The sequence below is a fragment of the Chloracidobacterium thermophilum B genome, from assembly GCF_000226295.1.
GTDB lineage: Bacteria > Acidobacteriota > Blastocatellia > Chloracidobacteriales > Chloracidobacteriaceae > Chloracidobacterium > Chloracidobacterium thermophilum.
This window is the reverse complement of the sequence record NC_016024.1, coordinates 1384544-1402771: the sequence shown is the minus strand read 5'-3', so window position 1 is coordinate 1402771 and position 18228 is coordinate 1384544. Positions and strand designations below refer to the sequence as shown.

Annotated in this window: 18 protein-coding genes and 1 pseudogene; 16 read left to right on the top strand and 3 right to left on the bottom strand. The window is 60.5% G+C overall.

From position 1 onward, the window contains the following. The first annotated feature begins 60 nt into the window (after positions 1–60). The 4 genes from ribH (at position 61) to CABTHER_RS05825 (ending at position 2965) form a co-directional block, all read left to right on the top strand. A complete protein-coding gene (ribH, locus tag CABTHER_RS05840; RefSeq protein ID WP_041569614.1) occupies positions 61–549 on the top strand; it encodes a 6,7-dimethyl-8-ribityllumazine synthase in 489 nt (162 codons plus the stop codon). Positions 550–635: 86 nt separating this feature from the next. Beyond that, positions 636–1106 (top strand): transcription antitermination factor NusB, encoded by a 471-nt coding sequence (nusB, locus tag CABTHER_RS05835; RefSeq protein ID WP_049787469.1) that lies wholly within the window; start codon positions 636–638, stop codon positions 1104–1106. An 88-nt stretch (positions 1107–1194) separates the two neighbouring features. Continuing rightward, positions 1195–2229, top strand: coding sequence for a hypothetical protein (locus CABTHER_RS05830; RefSeq protein WP_212770149.1), 1035 nt, complete (start codon positions 1195–1197; stop codon positions 2227–2229). A gap of 31 nt (positions 2230–2260) precedes the next feature. Continuing rightward, the gene (locus tag CABTHER_RS05825; RefSeq protein ID WP_014099677.1) at positions 2261–2965 is read left to right on the top strand and encodes a SanA/YdcF family protein; all 705 of its coding nucleotides are present in this window, start codon (positions 2261–2263) and stop codon (positions 2963–2965) included. Here the strand turns inward: CABTHER_RS05825 and CABTHER_RS05820 are convergent. Together CABTHER_RS05820 and pyrE are read right to left on the bottom strand one after the other, a co-directional pair. Then, positions 2940–4325, bottom strand: a complete 1386-nt coding sequence (locus CABTHER_RS05820) for a cytochrome P450 (protein WP_014099676.1) — start codon at positions 4323–4325, stop codon at positions 2940–2942. The genes CABTHER_RS05825 and CABTHER_RS05820 overlap by 26 nt on opposite strands. A 13-nt stretch (positions 4326–4338) precedes the next feature. Continuing rightward, complete coding sequence (pyrE, locus tag CABTHER_RS05815) at positions 4339–4926, bottom strand: orotate phosphoribosyltransferase (RefSeq protein ID WP_014099675.1); 588 nt, start codon at positions 4924–4926, stop codon at positions 4339–4341. Between the two features lie 127 nt (positions 4927–5053). Between pyrE and hemW the strand changes: the two genes are divergently transcribed. From hemW to CABTHER_RS05760, 12 genes and pseudogenes are all read left to right on the top strand, one after another. Continuing rightward, a complete protein-coding gene (hemW, locus tag CABTHER_RS05810; RefSeq protein ID WP_049787468.1) occupies positions 5054–6247 on the top strand; it encodes a radical SAM family heme chaperone HemW in 1194 nt (397 codons plus the stop codon). Between the two features lie 129 nt (positions 6248–6376). Then, positions 6377–6718, top strand: coding sequence for a hypothetical protein (locus CABTHER_RS05805; protein WP_148263958.1), 342 nt, complete (start codon positions 6377–6379; stop codon positions 6716–6718). A 233-nt stretch (positions 6719–6951) separates the two neighbouring features. Further along, positions 6952–7824, top strand: a complete 873-nt coding sequence (locus tag CABTHER_RS05800) for a UbiA-like polyprenyltransferase (RefSeq protein ID WP_014099671.1) — start codon at positions 6952–6954, stop codon at positions 7822–7824. A gap of 191 nt (positions 7825–8015) precedes the next feature. After that, complete coding sequence (locus CABTHER_RS05795) at positions 8016–9248, top strand: succinate--CoA ligase subunit beta (RefSeq protein WP_014099670.1); 1233 nt, start codon at positions 8016–8018, stop codon at positions 9246–9248. A 31-nt stretch (positions 9249–9279) separates the two neighbouring features. Further along, positions 9280–10197, top strand: coding sequence for a succinate--CoA ligase subunit alpha (locus tag CABTHER_RS05790; protein ID WP_014099669.1), 918 nt, complete (start codon positions 9280–9282; stop codon positions 10195–10197). A 158-nt stretch (positions 10198–10355) separates the two neighbouring features. After that, a complete protein-coding gene (locus tag CABTHER_RS05785) occupies positions 10356–11141 on the top strand; it encodes an electron transfer flavoprotein subunit beta/FixA family protein (RefSeq protein ID WP_014099668.1) in 786 nt (261 codons plus the stop codon). 129 nt (positions 11142–11270) lie between these two features. Beyond that, positions 11271–12254 carry an electron transfer flavoprotein subunit alpha/FixB family protein gene (locus CABTHER_RS05780; RefSeq protein WP_041569609.1) on the top strand — a complete coding sequence of 328 codons (984 nt, stop codon included), beginning with the start codon at positions 11271–11273 and terminating at the stop codon, positions 12252–12254. A gap of 41 nt (positions 12255–12295) precedes the next feature. Then, positions 12296–12364, top strand: a pseudogene (locus tag CABTHER_RS17790) (zinc-ribbon domain-containing protein); the annotation flags it as partial. A 78-nt stretch (positions 12365–12442) separates the two neighbouring features. Continuing rightward, positions 12443–13243 (top strand): FHA domain-containing protein, encoded by an 801-nt coding sequence (locus CABTHER_RS05775; protein WP_014099666.1) that lies wholly within the window; start codon positions 12443–12445, stop codon positions 13241–13243. Then, positions 13240–14457, top strand: coding sequence for a glycosyltransferase (locus CABTHER_RS05770; RefSeq protein ID WP_014099665.1), 1218 nt, complete (start codon positions 13240–13242; stop codon positions 14455–14457). Before CABTHER_RS05775 ends, CABTHER_RS05770 begins: the two co-directional genes overlap by 4 nt. A 249-nt stretch (positions 14458–14706) precedes the next feature. Next, positions 14707–16236 (top strand): sigma-70 family RNA polymerase sigma factor, encoded by a 1530-nt coding sequence (locus CABTHER_RS05765; RefSeq protein WP_041569107.1) that lies wholly within the window; start codon positions 14707–14709, stop codon positions 16234–16236. Between the two features lie 13 nt (positions 16237–16249). Beyond that, positions 16250–16582, top strand: a complete 333-nt coding sequence (locus CABTHER_RS05760; protein ID WP_014099662.1) for a nucleoside triphosphate pyrophosphohydrolase family protein — start codon at positions 16250–16252, stop codon at positions 16580–16582. Positions 16583–16595: 13 nt separating this feature from the next. Here the strand turns inward: CABTHER_RS05760 and glpK are convergent, their stop codons facing one another. Next, positions 16596–18119 carry a glycerol kinase GlpK gene (gene glpK, locus CABTHER_RS05755; protein WP_014099661.1) on the bottom strand — a complete coding sequence of 508 codons (1524 nt, stop codon included), beginning with the start codon at positions 18117–18119 and terminating at the stop codon, positions 16596–16598. Positions 18120–18228 lie beyond the last annotated feature (109 nt).

Sequence of the window (18228 nt, the reverse complement as noted above, 5' to 3'; positions counted from 1 at the left end):
ACAGGGTCAAAACCGAACGACGGGTGTAGCCTTTTCGACCGGAGTCAGGTGCCGAAGGCCGTGCGCGAAATTCAGGGAAAACTTGTTGCTGACGGGCTACGGGTGGCATTTGTCGTCAGTCGCTGGAATGATTTTGTGGTCAACCGGCTGCTTTCAGGTGCGCTGGATACCTTTGAGCGGCTCGGCGGACGGCTTGATGACTGTGCCGTGGTGCGCGTCCCCGGCTCATTTGAAATCCCCCTGACCGCCAAAAAACTGGCCCTGACCGCTGCCTGGGAAGCCATTGTCTGTCTTGGCGCCCTGGTGCGCGGCGAGACACCGCACTTTGACTACATCGCCGCCGAGGTGACAAAAGGTATTGCAGCCGTATCGCTGGAAACCGGCGTTCCGGTGACTTATGGCGTTATCACGGCTGAAAACCTTGAACAGGCAATTGACCGGGCCGGTATGAAAGCCGGTAACAAAGGGGTTGAAGCCGTGTTGGCCGCCATTGAACTCGCCAATCTCTACCGGGCGATTGAGTCTCGCCCGGCAACCGGGCGTTCGTGACATCCTCAATCCTTTTGTGAAACCGGCAAGCTGGTTCGACTAACTCCGGTCTGGCATTGTTCCCGACCACAACTCCCTGAAACGCTATGGGTTCCCGTCGCCGTGCGCGCGAGTGCGCGCTGCAAATGCTTTTCCAGTACGATCTGAGCCAGCCCTCCCTGGAGGACCTCTTTGAGAGCTACTGGAACGAGTTGACCGAACTCAAAGAGGAACACCGGGAGAAAGTCCCGGCCTTTGCCAACCGTATCGTAGCCGGAGTTATCGCCCACCTGGCCGACATTGACCTTATCATCAGCCGCCATGCCGAGCGCTGGCGCATTTCGCGCATGGCCGCCGTGGACCGCAACATCCTGCGCATGGCAGTTTACGAGTTCCTTCACGAACCCGACACGCCACGGGCCGTCGTCATCAACGAGGCCCTCGAAATTGCGCGCCGCTTCAGCACCTTGGAAGCCACCCAGTTTATCAACGGCATTCTGGATGCCATCAAGCGCGAACTCGACGAAACGGGTTCGCCGCCGCCCCTGCCAGCGTCGCCACCGACGGCTCTGCGTTGATTTCAGTTGCGCTGTGGCATACCTTTCCCAAAGGTTCACTTTGTATTTCGGCGCATCTGATGGAGGCGCTCAAACGAGGTCGCAAACCATGACAGGGATGAAATTTCGCCGCTCCTGCGACCAATGTGGTGCGACGTTTTTTTCCACCGATCGCAAGGCACGGTTTTGTGCCAAACACCAACCCCGGCGTACCGTGCAGGATGCCACCGGGCACATGGCACCGCCGACGCCATCCACGCCAAAGCTGGCCAAGGTCGTCATGGGCAACCGCCCGCCTGTCGGCCTGCCCAGTGGTAAACGGCAAAAAGGGGTGGCGCGGCAACGCCAGCCGCAGATTCGGACCCTGACTCCCGAAGTGCGCGCGCGTATTGCTTCTGCTTTCCAACACATGCGGACGGTTCCGGGCAGCGCCATCCCGCTTGATGCCAAACACATTGAACCTCACCTGCGCCGCATTCACACGGCCATTTCCCAGCAGTTGTGGGTCAGCCGTGCCATTGTCTCCCAGGTTATCCAGGAACTTCGGACGGCGCTCGAAATGGCCACCATTGATCTGACGCCGGAGCAACGGGAGCAGGCCATTGCGATGTACCGCCACTTCATCGAAACTGGCGAGCGTCCACCCGGCGGCCGGCGGCGCTTCATCGCTCAGCAGCTTGGCGTCAGTCTGGATGCGGTTGTTCTGGTGATCCGGCAGTGGGCGCAGTCACAATACGCCCAGTCCCCAACCCCCAAACCAACCCGCCAGCAGCTTTTCCTCATTGAAAAGGCCTTCTACCGCTACTTGACCGAAGGTCAGGAGCCTTATGAGGAACTGCCCGAAGCCATCGCCAAAGACCTGGGCTTTGTCACGCCGTACCAGGTTCTGCGGTGGATTGATGTCCTCTATGACAACAGCAAGTTTCCACCGGACCTGCCGGAAACGACTGCGGATCAGCGGGCCGCCATCATCGCCGAGTATCTGGATTACTTGAGCAAGGACCTGCCGCCGGAGCGCGCCCTGCACACGACTATTGCCGAAAAGGTGGGTGGGGTGACACCCCGGCAGGTACACAGGGTGCTCTATGACTACCGGGTTGAGCTGCGCCAGCAATGCCTCCAGCGCACCCTTGTCACCGCCTGAAGGCCGCCCGGTTCCATCACGCCCAACGCCTATGCTTTGCCTGAAGCGGTGGCAGTGGATAACCCTCCTGGGGTTGACACTGCCGCCGCTTTTTGTCGTTCTCGCCAACACCTGGGTGGTCTCTTCAACCCAGAGACGTGTTTTCGAGCGCCCCACTGACATCCCGGCCAATGCCGTCGGGCTTGTCCTGGGAACAGCCAAATACCTGCCGACCGGCGGACTTAACCCGTATTTTCAGAATCGCATGCAGGCGGCGGCCGAGCTGTACCACACCGGTAAGATCAGACATCTGATCCTCAGCGGCTCGAATCAGACACCGGCTTATGACGAACCAACTGAAATGCGGAAGTCGCTGCGCAGCCTGGGGGTTCCTGACGCGGCCATGACGGCCGATTATGCCGGCCGCCGTACGCTTGACTCGGTCGTTCGCGCCCGCGACATTTTCGGACAGCACCACTTCACCATCATTTCCGACAAGTTTCACGTCTATCGGGCGCTGTTTCTCTGCGACCGGTTTGGCATCCAGGCCATTGCCTATGGCGCTCCCGACCTGCCCTGGTCAGTTTCGGTACGGACGCGCCTGCGCGAATATGGCGCGCGCTGTAAGGCGGTTCTGGATGTCTATGTTCTGGGCACCCAACCCCGCTTTCGCGGGCAGCCCATTACCCTGCCCGTGGACGCGCCGGTTGCCACGGACACCGACGCTCCGCCTATTTCCCCCGCCGTTCAAAAGTGACCCGCACGCCGTATTTCGGCCGCAGAGTAAACATCGTATCGAACTCAATCGGGTGTCCCGGCACGAGCCTGATCCGGTAACGCTGCACGATCATGGCCAGAACCAGTGTGGCTTCCATCAGGGCAAACTGGCTGCCGATGCACACGCGCTGACCGCCGCCAAACGGAAAGTAGGCAAAGGCCGGACGACCGGATGACCGCTCCGGTGTGAAGCGTTCCGGGTCGAAACGTTCAGGGTCTTCCCAGAAATCGGGGTGGCGGTGCGTCAAAAACTGGTTGAGCGCCACGAGACTTTGTCCCGGAATGTAGTAGCCACCGATTTCGTCTTCGTGAATCGCCTCCCGTGGCAGGCCCCAGGCAGGAGGGTACAGCCGCATGGTTTCCTCGATGACCATGCGGGTGTAAGGCAAACGCCGGAGGTCTTCCACGGTTGGCGAGGCCCCACGCAGCACCGACACGACTTCTTCGTACAACCGCGCCTCCACAGCCGGCTCCCGGGTCAGGACGTACAGGGCCCAGGTCAGGGTAATGGCGGTCGTTTCATGCCCGGCCAGCAGCAGGGTGATGACTTCATCCCGAAGCTGGGTGTCGCTCATGGCTTCGCCTGTTTCCTCATCCCGCGCCGCCATCAGCATCGAGAGCAGGTCCGGCGCCGGATTGAGCGTTTTTCGCCGCCGCTCGATGATTTGGTACACAACAGCATCCAGCCGCCGCCGGGCGGCTTTGAAACGCAGATTGGACGGAGTTGGCACCCACAGCGGAACGGGTAAGGTCGGACGCATCCTGAAACCGACGAAATCAAAGGCCACCCGCAGGTTTTGCCCAAAAGCGTCGGCCTTTTCGCCTACCGGTGTTGAAAAAAGCGTCAGCCCGGCAATGTTCAGCGTCAGCAGTGCCATGTCCTGGGCCACATCGAAAGCTTCTGACTGGCGCGCCCGGTTGTCCCACAACTCAAAATACGCTTCTGTTTCTGCCACCATCGTGGCCGCAAAGCGGCTCAGCGCCTGCCGGTGAAACGAGGGCTGCATGAGCTTGCGCTGCCGCCGCCAGAAGTCGCCGTCACTTGTCAGCAGACCATTCCCCGTGATGAGTCCGATGGGTCCGTCAAAGACTTTTCCCTTGCGGTAGTTGTGCTGGTTACGCACCAGCACGTGCTCGACATAGGCCGGATGCAGAACGAGATGCCAGTACAGGCCGGGCAATCCACGAAAGCGGATGATGTCGCCCAGTTCACGAAACACGCGGGTGTAAAAGTTCAGCAGGTCGTTGCGCACCGGAAGGAAACTGCCGAACAGCCAGTGTTGGTCTTTGGGCATCGGCGCCAGGCGCTTCCCGGTTGACGTTGACATGATGGCTTCCATAGCGGCGACCTCCTCAGCCGGAGATGAATGTCCGGCTCCCAGGCTTGACCAGGGGCACGTCCGCTTGGCAGAGCGGGCAGTCCGGGGGAGCGTACGTTGGTATCGTCAGCTTGATCAATGCGGCAAAGGGCAGCCCAAAATCAGATTGTCCGCCGCTGCGGTCAATGATGGCACCGACGGCCAGCACCTGCGCACCACACCGGGTGACAACGGCCATGGTTTCCCGCGTCGAGCCGCCGGTTGTCACCACATCCTCCACCACACAGGCCCGCTCGCCGGTGTCCAGCGTAAAACCACGCCGCAGCGTCATCACGCCTTGTTCGCGCTCCGTAAACACACACCGGACATCCATGGCACGCGCCACCTCGTGGGCGATGATGATGCCACCAATGGCCGGCGCCACAATCACCTGTGGTCGCACGCCAAGCGCCTCCAGGCGCGCCCCCAAAGCGGCTCCAACCTGACCGGCCACCGTCGGGAACTGAAGCAGGCGCGCACACTGCACATACTGCGGACTATGCAGCCCGGAACTCAGCAGGAAGTGACCCTCCAACAGGGCGCCGGTTTCCTGTAACAAGCGGTACACATCGGGTGTTGCCATACCCATCATGATGCGGAGCGAAGAATTCACTGCGCCGGCAGACCGACAACGGACATCCTTCCGATGCCACGCCCACGTCACGCCAGCCCAGCTTTGTGAACCTAATGCTTTGCCCTGCCCACTGTCTATGACGAGCGTGCTCCCAACGTCCGTACTACCTGGCGTATCGGCCCGCTTGGGGGTGTACATCCACTTCCCCTTCTGTGTCACAAAGTGTACCTACTGTGCCTTTGTCACCCGCAGCTATGACGCCAACGGTGCGGCCCGTTATCTTGCAGCGCTGGAAACCGAACTGCGACATTTTCCCGAAACCTGTGCGGCCGTGCCGTTGGAATTTGCCACCTTTCAGGCGGACACCCTGTACTTTGGCGGGGGAACGCCGTCCCGGATGACACCATCCCAACTGGCGCGCCTTCTGCTGGCGTCCCGGTCGGTGTTCGACTTTGCACCCGACACGGAAATCACCCTTGAAGTCAACCCCGGTGACGCTGAGCCAGAGCGACTGGAAGCCTGTCGCAACCTTGGGATCAACCGCCTGAGCCTGGGGGTACAGTCCTTTTTTGACCGCGATCTGGCACTGGCCGGGCGTGACCACGATGCCCAGGCAGCCAGACGGGCTGTCCAGATGGCCCGCCGGGCTGGATTTGACAACCTAAGTCTTGACCTCATCGCCGGGCTTCCCGGCCAAACCCTCACCGACTGGCGCACCAACCTGCTGGAAGCCCTGGCACTTGAACCGGAGCACCTGTCGCTCTACCTGCTCGAAGTCAAGGAAGGGACAACCCTGGCCCGGCAACTGGCGGCCGGCCGCCTGCCACTGCTGGATGATGATCTTGCTGCCGAAATGTACCTCCTCACCCTGGAACTTCTGGGTGAAGCTGGTTTCGAGGCGTATGAGATTTCAAACTTCGCGCGCCCCGGCTACCGCGCACGTCATAACCTGAAATACTGGCAGGACCTGCCCTACGCCGCCTTTGGCGTTGGGGCTCATGGCTACGACGGCGGCGAACGCTACTGGAATACTGACCGCCTGGAAGACTATTTCACCGCCATTGACGACCGGCACCACGCCGTCGTGGCCCGCACCCGGCGTACCCCACACGAGCGATGGCATGAGGCGCTGATGCTGGGGCTGCGTCTGGACGAAGGTGTTGATCCGGGCCGGCTACAGTCCGGCTATGGCGTTGACCTGTGGCGCGATTACGCCGCCGTCATACAGGAACTTCAGGCGGCCGGACTCCTGACGGTGACAGACGCGCGCCTCCGCCTGACACCCCGTGGGCGGCTCCTCGCGAACGAAGTTTTTGTGGCGTTTTCATGATGGATGAATGAAATTCCCGGTAGTGCCACACGGTTCCAGCCCAATCAGGTAAACTTTGCCTGCCACGTGGTTTTTGTCTTTGCCAGTCCCCGCGTTGTTTGAACTTTTTGAACCTTGAAGGACCTGGCCATGACGCAGAGAGTCAACGTCCTGTGTGTCCGTACGGCAGACGGGCGCATTGCCCCCCTTGCCGGTGAGCAACTTGATATCCGTAAGGTTTTTGACAATGCCCTGCCGGTTTTTGAGCGCGAAGAAGCCGGGGTGTCATTCCTGGCGCGCTACATTCCCCCCAGCCCGGATGAATTTTTTGTCACGCGCTACGAAGCCATCGGCAATGTCCGGGAGTTTGCCCGGCAACACAACCTTCAGCTCTGGCTCGATCCCCAGTGTGACTTCAACGGCAATCTCATTCCCGAATCCGGTATCAAGGGCGACCCCGACCGGATTGCCAGCATTGTCCTGAAACGTTAGGACGTTTTGCCAGCGCCCGTCTCCCGCCTGCGGTCAAACGAATGCCCACCAAAAGGAAGCGCCCCCGGAAGGCCCTGTCCGGCGGCTGGACATTGCCTTTCCGGTGCCTGTTTTCCGGCACTGGGGCTTGCCAGGCTTCCCTCGTGCCGACTAGGAAGACACTAGCACCCCGGAGATTCTGACGACCCCGGATAGCGGGTCGTCGGGGATAAGCCTTGGGAGTGTCGTGTGCGATGTCCACGGTGCTGCGTAATGTCAGGACGACCTGCGAAATGATCAAAATCGAGCACACGCTGTTTGCGCTCCCTTTTGCCTTCCTGGGGGCGCTGCTGGCAGCGCGGGGCCTGCCACGGCTCGATCAGATTGGGTGGATTACGCTGGCGATGGTCGGGGCACGCAGTGCGGCCATGGCGTTCAACCGCCTGGTGGATGAAAAATACGACGCGGAGAATCCCCGCACGGCGCAGCGGGCGCTGCCCGCCGGACTGGTCAGCCGGCGTTTCGTCCTTGGTTTCATCATCTTCTCAGCAGCGCTCTTTCTGCTCGCGGCGGCGATGCTCAACCCACTGACGCTGTGGCTTTCCCCGGTCGCTCTGGGTTCGGTGCTGTTTTACTCCTACACCAAGCGGTTTACATCGTTTTCCCACATCGTGCTCGGCTGGTGTCTGGCCATTGCCCCAGCCGGCGCCTGGGTGGCGGTCCGTGGCACGCTCGATGGCGAGGCTGTTCTGCTGGCACTGTGCGTTCTGCTGTGGACGGCCGGCTTTGATATTCTCTATGCCTGCCAGGATTATGACTTCGACCGCCAGCACCCGGAATTGCACTCCATTCCCAAATGGCTCGGTATTGCCCGGGCCATGCTGGTGGCCCGCGGACTGCATGCCGCGATGTTTGTGGCGCTGCTCCTGCTGGTGGCAGTAACCGGACTGGGTGGGCTGGCCTACGTTGGCGTGCTGGCCACCGGCGGCCTGCTGATTCACCAGCACCGCCTGGTCAGCCCAACCGATCTGTCCCGCCTTGATGCCGCTTTTTTCACGACCAATGCTTTCGTGAGTGTCATTCTCCTGCTCACGCTGGGTGCCGACGTGATTTTTCTCCGCCGCTGAAGTCCACGAACCCTCTCCGGCAGAACAACAAAAGGCTGCTGACAAGCCAGTGAACAGTTGACGTGTGGGCGGTAATTGGCAAAGCTAGGCCGACGTCTGTGCGCTACGGCACAGTACCCTCACGGTGCGGCGTACCACGCAGCCGCCGGCCAGACCGGTGTGCCGTGGCCGTTGCGAACTGGAGTGTCCCGATGAATCTCTACGAATACGAAGGCAAGTCGTTGTTCAAAAAGTACGGTATTCGCGTCCCGGAGGGCATCTTCATCAACTCCCCGCAAAATGCTGGCAATATCGAAGCCTTTGTGGAAGAGGTCGGTGAAGTCGCCGTCAAGGCACAGGTGCTGGCCGGCAAGCGGGGCAAGGCCGGGGGCATCCGGTTTTGCAAAACGGCCGAAGGGGCCGAACTGGCCGTCGAGCTGTTGCTCCACACGACGATTCATGGGTCGGAATCGGTCGGGGTTCTGGTCGAACAACGGCTGTCCATCGTGGGCGAATACTATCTGTCGTTGACTTTCGATGGCTGGCACCGCGCCCCGGTCGTGATCCTGAGCCAGCAGGGGGGCGTTGAGGTCGAGGAACTCACCCAGCGCCATCCTGAAAAGCTGGTCATTCGGCCGATTGACTCGATTTTCGGACTGCCCGAATGGAAAGCCCGTGAAATCGCAGCGGAAGCCGGTTTTCGTGAAGAGCGCATGCGCAAGATGGCTGACCTGATGGTACGTGCCTACCGCTGCTTCCGTGAAAACGATGTGCGGCTGCTCGAAATCAACCCCGTCATCGAAACGCCCAAGGGCAACTTTTTTGCCGCCGATGCCGTGGTCATCCTTGATGATGACGCCATGACGCGCCACCGCGACTTCAACTATCCGCCACGGGGCGGACTGGGGCGCCCGCTGACGGAACGTGAACTTCAGGCCAAACTCATTGACCAGAATGACTACCGGGGCGTTGCCGGAAAATACATCGAACTCGATGGTGACATTGCCATGATGAGCGCCGGCGGCGGCGGCTCGATCACGAACATGGATGCCCTGATCAGCTATGGCGGACGCCCGGCGAACTACACCGAATATGGCGGCAATCCCCCGGCTGAAAAAGTCGAGAAATTGACGCGCGTCGTGCTCTCCAAGCCCGGACTGACAGCCTGCTGGCATGTTGGCGCTGTCGCCAACAACACCCGCGTGGACATCACCATGGAAGGCTTCATTGCTGGTCTGCGGGCCATCCGCCCGCCCTTCCCGATTGTGGTCCGGCGGGGTGGGCCGGGCTGGGAAGAGGCGCGGGCGGCGCTGGAGCGCGCCCGTGAAGAACTGCATCTGGATATGACGATTTTTGGTCCCGAAATGCCCATGACCGAAAGCGCCAAAGTCGTCATTCAGAAAAGCGAGGAATACAAGAACAGATTACGTGGTCTGAACTGCTGAGGCAGGCTTTTGCCACAGAAAGAGGCAGGGTATGGGCATACTGGTTGATGAAAACACGCGCGTCGTCGTCCAGGGGATCACCGGTCGGGAAGGTTCATTTGTCACCAGGGAAATGCTGCGCTATGGCACGAAGGTGCTGGCCGGCGTCACACCGGGCAAAGGGGGCGAGGTTGTCCACGGCGTACCGGTCTATGACACCCTCAAACAGGCACTGGCGGCGCATCCCGACATCAACACCTCACTGGTGTATGTGCCACCCCTTTCCGCCAAGGACGCCGCCATTGAAGCGATTAGCAACGGCATCCGGCTCATCAACATCATCACCGAACGGGTGCCCATCCATGACACGGCTGATCTCTATTCATACGCTGTCAGCAAAGGGGCCCGGGTTGTGGGGCCAACATCGGTCGGAATTCTGACGCCCGGCAAGTGCAAGCTGGGACCCATTGGCGGCACAAACCCTGACTTTCAGTTCAAGCCGGGGCGGATTGGCATTGTCAGCAAGTCCGGCTCGATGACGAGCGAAACCGCCTGGGTGCTATGTCAGGCCGGCTTTGGCATCAGTACGGCCCTGAGTGTGGGGGGTGATGTCATTGCCTGCTCGACCTTTGCCGACCTGCTTCCCCTGTTTGAAGCCGACCCGGAAACCGACGCGGTGGTGATGTTTGGTGAACCGGGCGGCGTCTATGAGGAACAGGCCGCAGAACTGGTACGGCAGGGCGGTTTTACCAAACCCCTCATTGCCTTCATTGCCGGGAAATTCGTGGATGCCATGCCCTCCGGCATCACCTTCGGGCACGCCGGCGCCATCATGGAACGCGGTATGGGCAGCCCCCGCCAGAAAGTTGAGGCGCTGCGGGCAGCCGGGGTGCGCGTTGCTGATGTTCACCACGAAATCACGACACTCGTGGCGGAAGCCCTGGGTCAGCGTGTCAGCCGAACGGCGTAGCCGGACACCTCAACGGCCACGGCCGGCAGTCGGCACGGTCGTCCCCGGTGCCCAAGGGTAGTTGCCAGTCAAAGAAATGGCGTGCTACATGTGCGTTTTCCCACCAAGCTGCTGGCGAACAGCACCGGCTTGCGGTTATCATTCTTGGAGGCTTTCCTGTGAAAATTGCTGTCTGTATCAAGGCCGTGCCGGAAACGGACACGCGCATCAAGATTGCAGCCGATGGCTGCTCCATAGACCGGGCGGATGTCAAGTTCATCATCAGCCCGTACGATGAATTCGCACTTGAAGAAGCCGTTCGTCTCAAGGAAGCCAAAGGCGGACAGGTTATCGCCTTGGCGCTGGGCGGCGATGAGGTGCCCAACATCCTGCGGGAGGGGCTGGCCCGCGGAGCCGACGAGGCCATTCACATTTCCAGTGCTGGCGTGGCTGCGGACGACCCGTTGTGCGTGGGCAAAACGCTGGCGGCGGCCCTCAAAAGCATCAGCCCGGACATCGTCTTCTTCGGCAAGCATGGGGTTGGCGGCGACAACCAGCAGGTGCACGCTATTGTGGCGGAAAAGCTTGGATGGCCACAAGTTACCGTTGTCACCAAGCTCGAAGTCAGTGACGGCCGCCTCCGCGCCGAACGCGAGATCGAAGGTGGTATCGAAGTTGTTGAGACCGGTCTGCCTGCCGTCATCGCAGCCCAGAAAGGTCTCAACGAGCCGCGTTACCCGAAACTGCAAAGCATTATGCAGGCCAAGAAAAAGCCGCTGGCCAGCAAGACCTTTTCTGACTTCGGACTTTCTGCGGCTGAGGTCGGGCCTGAAGCGGCTGGATTGGTTATTACGGCACTGCGCCTGCCACCCCCCCGCCAGGCTGGACGCAAAATCACCGGCGACCCGGCGCAGCAAACCAATGAACTACTGTCTGCCCTACAGCACGAGGTCAAGGTCATCTGACCACACCGGACGGTGAACTTCTGAAAACCACAGGCAGGAATGGCCACGATCCCGCCGGGGTTTTTCCTGCCCACCTGCTCACTTGATCGGAAGTTTGTGAGCATTTTTGTTTGTGAGGAGATGCGAGTTATGGCGAATGGCGTTTTGGTTTTTGCAGAGCAGCGTGACGGAGCCTTCAAGAAAGCGACGTACGAAGCCCTGTCGGAAGGACACCGCCTGGCAGCACAACTGGGACAGCCCCTCAGTGCTGTGATCATCGGGGCCAACATCGGGCACCTGGCCACTGAGGCAGCCCACTATGGGGCAAGTACCGTTTACGTCGCAGATGTGGTCCCGCTGGCCAAGTATTCCACCGATGGGTATGCCAAAGTTCTCGTCGAGGCGATCCAGACAGCACAGCCTGGAATCGTTCTGGCGGCGGCGACAGCCATGGGAAAAGACCTCATGCCACGGGTAACAGCCCGGCTTGATGTCAGCCTGGCCTCGGATGTGACGGAAACCCACATCAACGACGGTGTCTTCACTGTGGTTCGTCCGGTGTATGCCGGCAAAGCCTATGCCACCGTGAGCTTTCGCCGCACACCGGCTGCGGCGACCCTGCGCCCGAATGTGTTTCCGGCAGCCACGCCGGACACCAGCCGGACGGCGGAAGTCAAGTCCATCGGCGCCACTATTGTGGATGCGTTGCAGGCCAAGGTCACGGACATCCTTGCTGCCGCGAAGGGTAAGATTGAGCTGACTGAAGCCAGCATTGTGGTCTCCGGGGGACGTGGCATCAAGGGGCCGGAAAACTACTACCTGATTCAAGACCTTGCCGACGCTCTGGGCGGTGCAGCCGGAGCCTCGCGGGCCGTAGTGGATGCTGGCTGGGTTGATCATTCCCATCAGGTCGGGCAGACTGGGAAAACCGTCAGCCCGACCCTGTATATTGCCTGTGGTATCTCCGGGGCCATTCAGCATCTGGCTGGGATGTCTTCATCGAAGTTCATCGTAGCCATCAACAAGGACCCGGAAGCGCCGATTTTCAAAATCGCCGACTACGGCATCGTGGGAGACTTGTTCGAGGTCGTACCGCGGCTGACGGAACAGGTCAAAGCCCTGAAACGAAACTGAAACTTTGACGAGGTGCCGTCACCGAAGAGAGGGAAGAGGTCATGATTTGTCCGAACTGTGGGACGCAAAATCGTGACGATGCCAAGTTTTGCAAATCCTGCGGCACACCTCTCAAACCGCCCGCGTCTGGCCCGCCCGGCAGCTTGGCAACTTTGGTGAGTGCCCCCCCAGTGGAGACGAAATCCCCCATGGTGATCGGACTCGAAGCCGTTTTCCTCTCCGGGCTACGCAAAGGCGAAAGCGTCAGGCTGATGACGTTTCCAGCCACAATCGGGCGTGACCCCAACAGTACCCTTCCCCTGGCCCTTCAGGATCAACTGGCCTCCACACGCCACGCGCAAATCCTGCACGAGGGGGGGAGCTATGTGCTCCGGGACGTCGGCAGCAGTAACGGCACGTACCGCAACGGGCAGCGGGTGACGGAAGTCAGGCTTCAGGATGCCGATGTGATTGAGTTTGGTGTAGGGGGGCCGAAAGTCCGCTTCAACTTCATTCTCCAACCTGAAGCCCAACCGTCCCCGGTTGACCGCTTTGAGGCGGCAACCCTGCCCCCCACTCCGGCAATGGCGACCGGTGGCAGCGATGTCACGCTCTCACGCAAATCTACGGTTGCGAATGACCGGCCGGCGCCAGCATCCGCCCCTTCGCCAAGCGAGGTGGAAACTGTTTTTGGCGGCTCACAGCCCGGTGGAAATCAGCCGGCACTGCCTCCTCCGCCACCATCGCCACCGCCCGTGCCAGCGTTTGAGTCAGCGGCAACCGTCGCCCAGGCGGCTCAGAACCGACCACTTGAAGCCGCGCCCCCACCTTACTCTCCGCCGGCCGGCTATGTGCCTCCCGTGGGTGTTGACCCGTCGGTGGTGCCCTCTGCACCAGCGGAGGCGGGCAAAAAATCGAATCTCATCCTGTTTATTGCCATCGGCGGGGCCGTGGCTCTCCTGCTGCTCATCGGGGTGGCAGTTTTGGCTTACCTTTTCCTGTTTCGATGAAAGGGCGCGCCATTCTCTGCTTCGGCGGGGAAGACTGGTGGTATCACCACCCACACGCCAACAACCACCTCATGAAGCGCTTTGCGCGTGACAATCAGGTGGTGTTCGTCAACTCGATCTCGATGGGGCTGCCCGGGCTGGGCAGCCCCGAACTGTTTACCAAAATCCGGCGCAAACTGCGCAGCTATGCAAAGTACCTTCGCCGCACCCCGGAAGGCATCTGGGTGATAACCCCCATTGTGTCGCCTTTCTTTTCAAGCCCGGCCTGGCGGCGGATCAACCACTGGCTCCTGGTCTGTCAAATCCGATGGCTCCTGCGCTGGCTTCGTATTGAGCGTCCCATCCTGTGGATTGCCATTCCCACAGCGCGCGACATGGTAGGCCAGTTCAACGAATCTCTGGTTGCATATCATGTTTCGGATAAATATGATGCCAACCCGGTGGACACAGGTGGGCACGTTGCCTTTATTCGCCAGCTTCATGAGGAACTCATAGCAGCGGCGGACATTGTGTTCTACCACGGGTGGAAGCTGCTCGCCGACGCCCGGCAGGGACGCGAAAAATCCGTTCTGCTTGAACAGGCTGTTGACTTCGAGCACTTCGCCGCCGCCCGCTTCCGTCAGTGGGAATGTCCCCTTCCCCTCGCACCTGTCAAACGCCTGGGAAAGCCCATTCTGGGTTTTTTTGGGGCGATTGAACGCTGGCAGATTGATCAGTCGCTTGTCGAATATGTGAGTCGCCATCGGCCGGACTGGCAGTTTGTTTTTATCGGGAACAAAACGGCGCCACTCCGCATCGAGGACTTACCGAACGTTCACTTCATCCCGGCTCAGCCGTACGCCGATCTCCCGGCCTTTGCAGCGCACTTCGATGTCTGCATCGTCCCCAAAGATGCCACGCACGACATTGTCAAGTACACAAGCGCGACCAAAGTCCGGGAGTACCTGGCCACCGGCAAGCCGGTCGTGATTGTCCCCATTCCTGAGTTCGAGCCAATGGCGGATGTCATCCGCATTGCCCGAACACCTGATGAGTTCATTCGTCACGTTGAGGAGTGTTTGACGACCGACACGCCAGCCGAGGCTGACCGGCGTCAGATGGCCGTGCGTGACAAAACCTGGGACGCCCGTTTTACCGAAGTCGCAACACTTCTTGAACAACAACTCAGTCAACGCCAGGTGACCGATCGCGCGCATACGGATAACGTACGGTAACTCACATTTACACCTCGCGGAACTGAGTGTACGATGACATACACTTGATGCTTCCCCTGTGCATCTGGTGTTTTACGTCATTGGCAACATTTGTTCTCTTGAACGGACATCTCCTGTGGGATGAAAGGTGTGAACATCTTCATCGGCGATGTGCCTCTGGCTTGGGTCAACACCTGTGCCGTTGAATAACCACCGGTTGGACCTGTGGAGCGTCGTTCCCAGGCAGTGCTTTTTGGAGATTCGACACCCATGAGCCACAATGCAATGCGTTACGAGCTGGATTCCGGTGAGGAAGGCTTTTCCACAATGGAAGGCGAAGAAATTTCGGTCACAGACACGGCGGACGATGAGGCGAGTGATACCATTTCGGTATATCTCAAATCACTGTCGCACACGACTCTGCTGACACGGCAGGAAGAAACGTTCGTGGCCCGCGAAATGGAGCGGCACGAACGCCGTGCGGCCCGCATGCTGTCGCGGGCGCTGCCGGTGGCGGCCTACGTTGTGCAGTTGGCCAAAAACCTGCAAAGCGAAGGGCTGCGACTTTCCGACCTGCTCGTTCTGCCACGGGGAGAGGACGAAGCCGATGGCGAACGCTGCGAAGCGCCGCTCAAACCGGACCTCGATGAACGGCAGGAGCGCGCACTGTGCGAAAAATTTGCGGCCATTGAAGCCGCGCATGCCGGGATTCGGGCCATGGTGGCCCAACCGGGCTACAAACACACCAGCCGCAACCTCGATATCCACCGGCTGCGCATCCGAATTGGGCGGATTCTCTACAAGCTGCCTTTCAACAAAACCATTCGGCGCCGGGTCGAACTCGCGTGGGGCAATGTCGTGGATGAGGCCCTGACGCTCAAAGCCGAACGTGCCCGGCTCGAATACCGCCTCAAGGATACAAGCCTCGATGCTGCCACCAGTCGTCTTCTCAAACACCAACTCAAGGCCGTTCGGGCACGCATTCGTGACCTGGAATGCAACTGCGCCCTTCCCTTGGATGGCATCATTGCCGACTGGAAACGTTTTGCCGAAACCAAGCAGAAGGCCGAAGCTTACAAGCTCCGCATGATCGAGTCCAATCTCAAGCTCGTGGTGTTCATCGGGCGGGATTTCATGGGTCGCGGACTCGCCATGGAAGACATCATCCAGGAAGGCAATATTGGCCTGATTCGCGCCGTTGAGAAGTTTGACTGGCGCCGTGGTATCAAGTTTTCAACCTACGCCGTCTGGTGGATCAAGCAGGCGATTCAACTGGCCATTGCCAACCAGTCACGCACCATCCGCCTGCCGACCTACATGGTGGACCGGGTCAACCGTGTCCGGCGTGTGCTGCGCCAGATGACAACCAATGGCGACGAAGACCCGACGCCCGAAGAAATTGCGCCACTTGTCGGACTCACGCCGGACGATGTCCGGCAGGTGCTCAATGTGGTGACAGAACCCGTCTCGCTCGAAACCCCCACGGCTGACGACGACGGCGAGCACTCCCTCGGCGACCTGCTCCCGGACCACAACAGCCAGGACCCACTCCGCGCGTCCATGACGGTGGAAATGGCTCAGAACCTGCGCGAAGCCCTCAGCCGTCTTTCGGCGCGTGAGTCGGAAGTGCTCATGCTGCGGTTTGGACTGATGCCGGATGGACGCGAGTGGACGCTGGAGGAAATCGGCGCCCGCTTCCAGTTGACCCGCGAGCGCATTCGCCAGATCGAGATGCGCGCGCTGGCCAAGCTCAGCCATCCGAGCCGCAGCCGCAAACTGCGCGACGCACTCCACCTCTGATCACCATCCATCCATGCTGACTCTGGACGAATACCAACGGGCAGCCGGGCGTACAGCGGCCTATCCCAACCGGGGGAACAATCTCGTTTATCCCGTTCTCGGTCTGGCCAGCGAGGCCGGTGAAGTCGCCGGCAAACTCAAAAAGGTCATCCGTGACCAGAATGGCCACCTTTCCCCGGAACAACGCCAGCGGCTGCTCGATGAGGTGGGCGATGTGCTGTGGTACGTCGCCGCTATCTGTACCGAACTGGAAGCCTCACTCGAAGCGGTGGCCCGCGCCAACCTGGATAAACTTGCCTCCCGCGCCGGTCGGGGTGTTATCGCTGGGGACGGCGACCATCGCTAGTGACTCTGGCAGGTTATTCGGTAGTCGCGGGGAAAGAACGCGCGCGTTGGACAGCAGCCCGCCACGCCTGATAGGCCGCCTGTCGGGCGTCCGTGTCAAGAGCAGGGGAAAAGGTGCGTTCCGGCTGCCAAATCCGGGCCACTTCCGACACATCCCGCCAGAAACCAACCCCCAGCCCGGCCAGGTAGGCCGCACCGGCGGCAGTCGTCTCCGTCACCGTCGGACGAATCACCGGCACACCCAGAACATCCGCCTGAAACTGCATCAGGAAGTCGTTGGCCGCCGCTCCCCCGTCAACCCGCAGCTCGGTCAGCCGGAACCCGGCGCCGAGCGCCTGCCGGGCATCCGCCAGCATGGCTTCGACGACATCACAGGTCTGGTAGGCAATGGCTTCAAGCGCCGCGCGGACGAGATGTGCCCGTGTCGTGCCACGGGTCAGTCCGGTGATGATGCCACGGGCATGCGGGTCCCAGTAGGGCGCACCAAGACCGACAAAAGCCGGCACAAACATCACCCCGTCAGTGTCGGGCACCGAACGCGCCACAGCTTCCGTTTCAGCCGCGCCGCCGATGATTTGAAGCCCGTCACGCAACCACTGCACAGCCGCTCCGGCAATGAAGACGCTCCCTTCCAGCGCATACTCTGCCGGCGACGCTCCCAACTGCCACGCCACGGTTGACAGCAGCGCCTGCTGCGAAAGACACGGCTTCGTGCCCGTGTGCAGCAACAGAAAGCACCCTGTGCCGTAGGTGTTCTTGGCCATGCCGATGTGCGAACACATCTGCCCAAACAGGGCCGCCTGCTGGTCGCCGGCCACCCCGGCAATGGGAATCGGCGCGCCGAACAGTTCCGGGTCGGTTTCACCGATCACACCGCTCGACGGGACAACCGTCGGCAGCATGGCTTTGGGTATGGAGAACAACCCACAGAGTTCGTCATCCCAGGCCAGCTTGTGAATGTCAAACAGCATCGTACGGCTGGCGTTGGTGACATCGGTCACATGCCGCTGTTTCCCGGTCAACTGCCAGACCAGCCAGCTATCCACCGTACCAAAGGCCAGGTCGCCAGCTTCAGCCCGCGCACGCGCCGTTGGTATCCGTTCCAGCATCCACTCGACCTTGCTGGCGGAGAAATAGGCATCCACGAGCAGGCCGGTTCGGGACTGAATCAGGTGCGCTGCCGGAGTCAGCCGCAGTTCGTCACAGCGGGCAGCCGTACGTCGGCACTGCCAGACAATGGCATTGCCAAGCGGCTCGCCTGTGGTTCGGTCCCAGACGAGCGTGGTTTCGCGCTGGTTGGCGACGCCAATGGCTGCCACTTCCGGTGCAGTAATGCCGGCCAGGCGGAGGGCTTCACGGGCCGCGCCAATCTGGGAGTTCCAGATGTCTTCCGGGCGATGTTCGACCCAGCCCGGCTGCGGAAAAAGCTGCTCAAAAGGACGCTGGGCCAGGGCAACCACCCGCCCTTCGGCATCAAACACCATGGCACGTGAACTGGTCGTGCCCTGATCGAGTGCAAGAATGTAACGGCCCGGCATGGAATGGTTTTGATGTCAGTGATAGTGACCGAAAATTCGGCGGCGCCAGTATGGGCGACCAGCCGGCCGCCCCTTCCACTCGCTATTCGCCACTCACTACTCGCTACTC

What these genes read in the sequence shown, in the direction of transcription:
- glpK (WP_014099661.1), bottom strand. Translation starts at nt 18,119, where the DNA reads ATGCCGGGCCGTTACATTCTTGCACTCGATCAGGGCACGACCAGTTCA.
- CABTHER_RS05775 (WP_014099666.1), top strand. Translation starts at nt 12,443, where the DNA reads ATGGTGATCGGACTCGAAGCCGTTTTCCTCTCCGGGCTACGCAAAGGC.
- CABTHER_RS05805 (WP_148263958.1), top strand. Translation starts at nt 6,377, where the DNA reads ATGACGCAGAGAGTCAACGTCCTGTGTGTCCGTACGGCAGACGGGCGC.
- CABTHER_RS05760 (WP_014099662.1), top strand. Translation starts at nt 16,250, where the DNA reads ATGCTGACTCTGGACGAATACCAACGGGCAGCCGGGCGTACAGCGGCC.
- nusB (WP_049787469.1), top strand. Translation starts at nt 636, where the DNA reads ATGGGTTCCCGTCGCCGTGCGCGCGAGTGCGCGCTGCAAATGCTTTTC.
- pyrE (WP_014099675.1), bottom strand. Translation starts at nt 4,926, where the DNA reads ATGGCAACACCCGATGTGTACCGCTTGTTACAGGAAACCGGCGCCCTG.
- CABTHER_RS05790 (WP_014099669.1), top strand. Translation starts at nt 9,280, where the DNA reads ATGGGCATACTGGTTGATGAAAACACGCGCGTCGTCGTCCAGGGGATC.
- CABTHER_RS05820 (WP_014099676.1), bottom strand. Translation starts at nt 4,325, where the DNA reads ATGGAAGCCATCATGTCAACGTCAACCGGGAAGCGCCTGGCGCCGATG.
- CABTHER_RS05765 (WP_041569107.1), top strand. Translation starts at nt 14,707, where the DNA reads ATGAGCCACAATGCAATGCGTTACGAGCTGGATTCCGGTGAGGAAGGC.
- CABTHER_RS05830 (WP_212770149.1), top strand. Translation starts at nt 1,195, where the DNA reads ATGACAGGGATGAAATTTCGCCGCTCCTGCGACCAATGTGGTGCGACG.
- CABTHER_RS05800 (WP_014099671.1), top strand. Translation starts at nt 6,952, where the DNA reads ATGTCCACGGTGCTGCGTAATGTCAGGACGACCTGCGAAATGATCAAA.
- CABTHER_RS05770 (WP_014099665.1), top strand. Translation starts at nt 13,240, where the DNA reads ATGAAAGGGCGCGCCATTCTCTGCTTCGGCGGGGAAGACTGGTGGTAT.
- CABTHER_RS05795 (WP_014099670.1), top strand. Translation starts at nt 8,016, where the DNA reads ATGAATCTCTACGAATACGAAGGCAAGTCGTTGTTCAAAAAGTACGGT.
- hemW (WP_049787468.1), top strand. Translation starts at nt 5,054, where the DNA reads ATGACGAGCGTGCTCCCAACGTCCGTACTACCTGGCGTATCGGCCCGC.
- CABTHER_RS05780 (WP_041569609.1), top strand. Translation starts at nt 11,271, where the DNA reads ATGGCGAATGGCGTTTTGGTTTTTGCAGAGCAGCGTGACGGAGCCTTC.
- CABTHER_RS05825 (WP_014099677.1), top strand. Translation starts at nt 2,261, where the DNA reads ATGCTTTGCCTGAAGCGGTGGCAGTGGATAACCCTCCTGGGGTTGACA.